Source organism: Lacinutrix cladophorae (assembly GCF_053604645.1).
On the sequence record NZ_JBSHNR010000103.1, the window covers coordinates 1 to 7,688 of the forward strand.

At 30.3% G+C, this 7,688-nt stretch carries 9 protein-coding genes and 1 tRNA gene; all 10 read right to left on the minus strand.

What is annotated here, in order from left to right:
* Positions 1-697: 697 nt before the first annotated feature.
* The 10 genes from ACVC3Y_RS05900 to ACVC3Y_RS05945 all read right to left on the minus strand — a co-directional run bounded on the left by ACVC3Y_RS05900 (position 698) and on the right by ACVC3Y_RS05945 (position 7,541).
* Entirely contained in the window at positions 698-1,411 is a 714-nt protein-coding gene (locus ACVC3Y_RS05900; protein WP_452226366.1) for a DUF6794 domain-containing protein, read from the minus strand.
* Positions 1,412-1,556: 145 nt separating this feature from the next.
* Positions 1,557-2,321, minus strand: coding sequence for a LamG domain-containing protein (locus ACVC3Y_RS05905; protein WP_452226367.1), 765 nt, complete (start codon positions 2,319-2,321; stop codon positions 1,557-1,559).
* A 257-nt stretch (positions 2,322-2,578) separates the two neighbouring features.
* The gene (locus ACVC3Y_RS05910; RefSeq protein ID WP_452226368.1) at positions 2,579-3,073 is read right to left on the minus strand and encodes a hypothetical protein; all 495 of its coding nucleotides are present in this window, start codon (positions 3,071-3,073) and stop codon (positions 2,579-2,581) included.
* Positions 3,074-3,090: 17 nt separating this feature from the next.
* A tRNA-OTHER gene (locus tag ACVC3Y_RS05915) sits at positions 3,091-3,199 on the minus strand.
* A 398-nt stretch (positions 3,200-3,597) separates the two neighbouring features.
* Positions 3,598-3,954, minus strand: coding sequence for a helix-turn-helix domain-containing protein (locus tag ACVC3Y_RS05920; protein WP_452226369.1), 357 nt, complete (start codon positions 3,952-3,954; stop codon positions 3,598-3,600).
* Positions 3,955-3,956: 2 nt separating this feature from the next.
* Positions 3,957-4,250 (minus strand): type II toxin-antitoxin system HigB family toxin, encoded by a 294-nt coding sequence (locus tag ACVC3Y_RS05925; RefSeq protein ID WP_215967038.1) that lies wholly within the window; start codon positions 4,248-4,250, stop codon positions 3,957-3,959.
* A gap of 209 nt (positions 4,251-4,459) precedes the next feature.
* On the minus strand, positions 4,460-4,840 hold the full coding sequence (locus ACVC3Y_RS05930) for a hypothetical protein (protein WP_452226370.1): 381 nt from the start codon (positions 4,838-4,840) through the stop codon (positions 4,460-4,462).
* A 147-nt stretch (positions 4,841-4,987) separates the two neighbouring features.
* Entirely contained in the window at positions 4,988-5,977 is a 990-nt protein-coding gene (locus ACVC3Y_RS05935) for a hypothetical protein (protein ID WP_452226371.1), read from the minus strand.
* Positions 5,978-6,147: 170 nt separating this feature from the next.
* Complete coding sequence (locus ACVC3Y_RS05940; protein ID WP_452226372.1) at positions 6,148-6,891, minus strand: DUF6090 family protein; 744 nt, start codon at positions 6,889-6,891, stop codon at positions 6,148-6,150.
* Between the two features lie 167 nt (positions 6,892-7,058).
* Positions 7,059-7,541 (minus strand): hypothetical protein, encoded by a 483-nt coding sequence (locus ACVC3Y_RS05945; RefSeq protein ID WP_452226373.1) that lies wholly within the window; start codon positions 7,539-7,541, stop codon positions 7,059-7,061.
* Between the last annotated feature and the right edge of the window lie 147 nt (positions 7,542-7,688).

The window sequence follows — 7,688 nt, forward strand, 5'->3', positions numbered from 1 at the left end:
CTAAGTTAGCAAATAAAAACCGAATAGAAAATCCGCGAGGATTTTCGTAAGTAGGCGAGAACTAGCAATAAAATATACACGTTGTTAGCATTACGTATGGTTTAGTTTTTTTAAGCATTTTACATTCAGTATTTCAGGTTATTTTTTTCTTTTTGATTTCAAATGATTTTTGTGAAAAATCCATGAACCGAAGCTAGGAATTATTTTTGCGTTCCGTATTTCAAGTTTAATATTTGCGTTCCGTATTTCAGAGTTTTTTATTCTTTTGATCTCAAAAGTTTCTTGTTACAAATCCATGAATCGAAGCTAAGAATTAATTATCCGTTTAGTTTTTTCAGGTTATTTCATTCTTTTAATCTTAAAAATTTCTTGAGTAAAATCCATAAATCGGAGCTATGGATTTATTTGCGTTCAGCATTTCAGGCTATCTTTTCCTTATTAATCTTAAAAGCTTGTGGGAAAAAAATGTATAAATGGTAATGAACTAAAAAAAGTTTATTAAAAATTTTAATTTCATATTACCTGAATTTTCGTTTTTGAAAATCTAAAGAAAATATGAATGCTAACGGTCTTGTATATGATACGTTGCGTGGTTTAGCACGTAATTTAGCAAAAAAAAACCGAATAGAAAATCCGCGAGGATTTTCGTAAGTAAGCTAGTATTAGCAATGGATTATATACGTTGTTGTACAACGTATTATTGTTCCCATTCATAATAATTTGTCCAACCTGTTCCGTTTAATTCTATTGGAATAGTTCCGTTATCTCTATCGAAATCTGTTCTAATTCCGTCGTTTTTACATGCAGATACTAGTTTTACAAAAAGACGTCTTTTCCTTATGTTTCTTTTTAAAACAATAGCTTTAGGTTGACACTCTTTATAAAGTTCCATTTCTTCAGGTGTATGTCCAACTACTGTATAATAATACTTAAAAGTTATCGTGTCATTTACTTTGAAACTTTTCAGTAAGTTATCAATGCTATCTTTATATTTCTTTCTTCCTTCTTTTCCTTGTTTCCATCTTGTTTTATATGGTTCTAGTAAAGGCTTTATATCATAATCTTTGTTGTTCAGTTTTCTATGAAAGAGTTTTAAAATTATTGACGACATATCATCCATTGGAAAAACTTTCTTTTTATAGAAATAGTTTAACAACTTAGGATTCCCATGACGAAGCCAGGAATTTCTAATAAACATGCCGTAACCAAAATGTGCACCAATTGTTGCATCACTTTCAGTCTTATTTTTGAATTCCATTTTTTCTTTTTCAGAAAGAGAGAATTCCATGTAATTTAATGCATCTTTTACACTTTTAGGCTTATAGTCTTTTGGATACTCAGAAGTAGAATCTTGTCCAAACACAAAAAAACTTGAGGAAAGAAAAATGACTATTAAAAGTAAGTTCTTCATATGTTGTACAACGTGTTGTGTATGGTTAGTTGCGTGATTTAGCAACTAATTTAGTAAATAAAAAACGAATAGAATATTCCGCAGGAATATTCGTAAGTAGGCTAGACCTAGCAATTAAATATACACGTTGTTGTGCATAGTGTTTTTAATTGCAACAGGCTGTTATATTAGATAATTCTGTTATTTCAGTTTCAGATAATATACGATTGTATATAATTATATCATCCAATTTTCCTGTGATTAATTCTCCAATAAATAAGTCACCAGTATTCAAAGAACTTGTAGGAGGAATACTATTACAAATAACAAATTCATTATCTTCAATTAAAGCGCCATCTTGATAAACTTTTAAGTCAATTAGATTACTAGTAACCACTATATTGTGCCATTCATTTAATGGTTCACTATCAATACTTGTTACTGCTTCAATTTTATAACTATTTATTGCGAAATGAGGCCAGTTATTATCTGAAATATATAAAGACCATTCTCCAATTGCTCCATTACAATTTCCGAATTCATTTCCTCGGCTTATTAATATTCCTCCACCTTCTGCTTCAAGTAAATACCATAATGAAATAGAAAAACCTCCATTTTGTATGTCATTAAGAAAGGTAGGATTAGAGAAGCTTAGAAACTCATCATTAGTAGAATTAAATTGATATGCACAATTAGGATTTCCATTTCTATCAGCAGTTGCACTCGCAGATGTAGTATTAGTTAAATTGTTGTTATTACCAGATTCGTCATTTATCGACCCACTATTAAATGGATAGAAAGCAACAACTCCATTTTGCAAACCAGTTGATAGGCAGTCTAGTTGCTGCATTTCATTCTGTTCATCAGAATTATTACATCCAAAAATGAATAAAATTGAAATTAGAAAACTTGTTTTAAATATCTTATCCATAATATGCTTTTATTTTATAGATGCATGAATGTTGATTTGGTTGCGTCGTTTTTCTGACATTATGCACAACGGACTTGTGTATGGAACGTAGCGTGCAAAAAGACACTAATTTTTCGGATTAACACAGAGCCGAATTTTTATATTTTGTTTTTAACTTATTAATTTTAAAAGCCAAATTAAAAATTTGGCGGACTTTTTAAATATACACAAACCTTTCGGTTAAGCACTTATTAGCTATGTTTTATACACCGTGTTGTCTATAGTGCTTTCCTACATAGTTTTTCCAACATTTCTTTCTCTTCTTTAGTTATCAATTTAGCTCGTTCATCTGTTTTTGCTTTGGATATCGTTTTTCCGCTAAAAGGATTCATAAGCTCAAAAGTGTTTTTATCCATCCGTTTCTGAACGATTCTATTTAATTCACGTTCTAGTTCATCTGTTTTCTTTCTGCTTTTAATTCGCAAACTTATTTCATTTTCATATTCTCCGAAATGACAATAAAAATATTCATAATTATAATCTTCGGTTCTTTTATCTTTTAGAGCTGTTCTAATTTGGGAATGAGCTTTTGTAAAAGAGAAATGATTACCAACTCTTGAAATTACTGGATTACAACCATCTCTATTATCTCCAACTTTGCCAACATAAAGCATAATTTTATCATTACTTTTTATTGGTTTAGCAACAATTAGATAAACAGCCCAATTTCGTTTTGTTGAGTGTCCAGATATTTTAAAACTTTCAATTTCCATAAATTTTAAATTTAGAGTGGTAGAGAAGGCAGGAATCGAACCTGCCCACGCATTCAGTCTTGAATTCAGCTAATAAGTATCTATTTGTTTCTATGCTTTATAGTCAGAAGTTAGACCATCTTCTCCACGAATGCGACTCCTAAAACCATACTTTTTATAAAATTCATAATTTTTGTTCTTTTCAGAATTCCGTTAATCTGTTCTATTTTTTTCATAATCTTCGTTTTTAATGGCGTTAATAAATTTTGTGGATTTATCGACAGACCAACTCTGACTACGAGCATAGTAAAGTCAATAGACTTAGTAACCTTGAGAATCAAGATTTTTATCTCTTTCGAGATTATTTTTTCAATGAACGATTTTTCTTTGGCATTATAGACAACGTGTTTGTGTATGAAAAGTTGCGTTTTTGTGTGCGAGGATTTTCCGCAGGAAAATCAAACGTAACAAAAGTGCAACTAACTTTATTTAAGCACTAATTTAGCGATTTTTTATACACGATGTTAGCCACAGGCTCTTATCAGTTAATAATCTTGAATTAATACTTCAGTAGGAATATGAAGAGTAGTATTTAGTTTTCTAATCATATCTAAAGTCAGTTTGCGTTTTTTATTCAAAATCTCACTAACTCTACTTTTAAAACCGACAACTTCAGCCAAATCTTTTTGTTTCATTCCCATTTGTTCCATGCGAAATTTAATGGCCTCAATAGGATCAGGCATTCCAATTGGAAAATTCTCGTTTTCAAAGCGGTCAATTAAGATGGAAAGTATTTCAAGTTCGTCTCCTTGTTCAGTTCCTTTTTTTGAATCAAAAATATCCTCAAGTCTCTCGAGTGCTTTTTGATAATCTTTTTCGTTTCTAATAGGTGCAATATTCATAATCAGATATTATTTGCGTCAATTTTGTCATATTCAGCGTGAGTTCCGATAAACCTTATCCAACAAATTTGAAATTCAAAATTGAACCTCACAATTAATCGATAATTATTTCCTTTAATATTATAGACAATTTTATTGTCCTTTAAAATACTTGCGCTGGGATATTCCCTTTTTAATTCATTAATGCTATTCCATTCGGATTTTTCAGTTTCTCTATACCACGATTTTAATTGTTCTTCACAATCAGCGTGTTTTTCCCAAAAATCTCGTAAAGTTCGTTTTGCGATTACTCTCACATTATAATTGTTTGACGCAAATATAATAAATAAGTTACCAATATGGTAATTATTGTGATTTTTTTAGCTTGTGGCTAACGTGTTTGTATATGGAAAGTTGCGTGTTTGCGTGCGAGGATTTTCCGAAGGAAAATCAGACGTAGCAAACGTGCAACAACCTTTGTTTAAGCTAAACACCAGCAATTTTTTATATACGGTGTTGGCAATAGTTATTTTATTTCAATTATTTTCAATGTTCGTTCAAGGCTTTTGTCAGAATAATTTGCACTTGTCTTAATTCTCACAGAATCTTTCATTATTTCAATTATCTCAACTGTATAAACGCTGTTCAATTCCTCTTTTTCAAGTTCTCCGTTATGATTCCGATGATTTTTTAATTCATACTTACAGTCCGTTATCCACTCCACATCAGAGTAATAATTCAATCCGTCATTTTTTTCAATCTGTGTGTTTCCTTTTCTTTCAATTATTGTTGTTCCAGTCTCGGACTTTAATTCAAATATTCCGTTTTTTAAATCAGAACATTTTAATTGTCCGCTGCAACTTTGGAAACTCATTAATATTAAAATCAGATAGATTGTCTTTTTCATAATTATTGCCAACGTTTACGTATATGAAATGTTGCGTGTTTGTGTGCGAGGATTTTCCGAAGGAAAATCAGAAGCTAGCAAACAAAGCAACTCACATTGGTTAAGCACAAAATAGCAATTTTTTATATACATTGTTGTAACACGTTTTTATTCAAATAATTTTCCTTCAAGTTTTCCTTTTTCGTAAGCTTTGTAAAATTTTCTTGTCTTTGAAGTCATCGGAACGTTATTCTTATCATCTCCTATAAATTCTAATAAAATTTTTGCTCCTCCAAGTTGCACTTCTTTAACATCTTCTTGTTCGCTATACTTTTCGCCGTCTTTTGGCTTACATTCTAAAATTCGGTTATGATTTATCTTTTGGTCTAATCCGTAATTTATCATAGCAACAGAGTAAAGAAACTGTTGTTTGTCTTTGTTGGTAAGAGAAGTGAAAAAATCACCAAAAGTCGGGATTCCCATTCCAATATCTTTATTCATCCAAAATCCAACAATTTGCGCAGCAGCTCGAAATTCAGTTCCATTAGGATAAACAGGATTTGAGAAAATATATTGACTTGCATCAAAAATCAGGTTTTCATAGTTCTTATATTCAGGATTTTTATCTTCTTGCATTTTTGCTAAAGACACAGAAAAAAGCTCGTTTGAAGAAGAAGGGAATGTGAATGAAGTCCAAAGTCTTGATTTAACAATTTCATTTTCAAAATTTCCTGGTCTAAATTCGATTGAATTAAGTGCTTCTTTTATGAGATTATTTGTCGATTCTGAATTTGGGTATGAACTTACAGTTACATCTATAACTTTTGAATTTTCTGTTACTGTCAAATAAACATAAACATTTCCTTTAAAATTAATTTCTGAAGAAAGTTTAGGGTAAATAAAATTTCTTAAATTCTTTTCAGAACAAGCGATTTGTTCTTTTTCTGAAAGACCAAAATCGCAGTCATTTTCAAATGGTAATTCTGTCAAAACTGCATAATGATAAATTCCTTCTTTCTCCTGTTTAAACGGTTTTGCCTTATATCCTCTTTCAGCAGTTTCGTCGGCATCTAAAAAATGTCCTTTGGGTATTTGTCCAATAGCAAAAATTGGAACTAAAAGTAAAAAAGTCAGAATGTTTAATTTGTATTTCTTCATTTTGTTAATTTGGTCAAATGTGTTACAACGGTTTTGTGTATGATTTCGTTGCGTGTTTAAGCACTAAAGTTAGCAAATAAATCACAGATAGAAAGTCCGTGAGGACTTTCGTAAGTAGGCTATAACTAGCAATGAATTATACACATTGTTGTGCTTTCGTTATTTATAATTTAATCATATTGAGTTTCCTTAAGAATTTTATCATTTAATTGGTCTAATTCTATAAACAGATTTTTGTTATCTACCATCCAGTATAAAAAATTGTCAGTAAGATTTTCGAATTCAATTTCTTTAAAAATTTGAAATTTATCCACCTTCAGGTTTGATTTTTCTTTCCAATTTAAAGGACCATAAGCATCAATATCTTTATAGGAATATTTTTTTGATAAGTAGGGAGAAATCTCGTTATCAGATATTGCAGTAAATCTTGTTGTTCTATCTGTCAACGCCTTCATCGTTCGTCCCCAATTATATATTAAATTAACTAGCTCCTTATTTTTGAGTAAATCCAAACGACCTGATTGTATGAGACCAGAAATGGTGTTTTCCGAGGGTCTGAATATAGGAGGGTCAAAGGCATAAAAAAGTAAACTGTCGACATTTTGCTTTCTAAGATAATCTTCGTCTTTGCCAATAATATTCATTAATTGTTTAAGGGCTGCCTCACATAATTCAGCTTCCTCAATTCTTCTTTTTAAAATCGTTTTGTTTTGCAAATATTCAGTATGAATGTTCTTTACAATGGTTTGTTCTTCAAGCTTCTGAATTCGTTCTTGGTTCCAATTATTGATTTGAAGTGCAATCAAAATTCCAATAACCACAAGTACAATTTCTCCAATAGCATAAATCAGATATTTACTGAATTTATTTTCAGAGAGTAGATTTTGTCTAATTTTTCTAAAGAATTTTATCATTGGTTAGCGGTTTCTGATAATGAAGCACAACGGTCTAGTGTATGATTTCGTTGCGTGATTCAGCAACTAATTTAGCAAAAAGAAACGAACCAGAGGAAAATCCGTAGGATTTTCCGAGTAGGCTAGTACTAGCAATGAATTATATACATTGTTACCTACAGTTCTTTTTATGTTGATTGGTTAGTCCAAGTTATTAACTTCCATTTTCCATTAATTTTTTTAAACTCATATTCAATTGCTATTCCGTTTTCAATTCCGTTAATTTCGATTAGAGCATTTTCATTTTCGATTATTATAATCTGTTCATATTCTCCAAAAACTTCTTTTTCAGATGTCTTATTTATAGAGATATTTTTTAGGACATATTCACTCTGATTTATTATTCGTTCGTTCAGCTCAAATTCAACTTTTTGGAAATCCTTTATTTTAATTGGAAAATCAACTCTACTTATTTGAAAAGTAGAATCTTTATTAAAAAAATCAAGAAAAAATTTAAATTCAGAATCGATATTTTCAGGAATAATTATTTCAGTTTTATTCTTTAATTCAGATTTTGATTTATCAGTAATAATTTCCGCTTGAGTATCTTTTTTATTTTGTTTACAAGCTGAAATCAGAATGAATAATATTAATAGAATGCGGATTTTCATAATTGTAGGTAACGGTTTTGTGTATGGCTAGTTGCGTTGGCTGGAACTAAGTTAACAAAAGAAAACGAACCAGAGGAAATTCCGTTAGGAATTTCCAAGTAGGCTAGAACCAAGCAATTGGTTATACACGTTGTTGTGCTTAGTTTT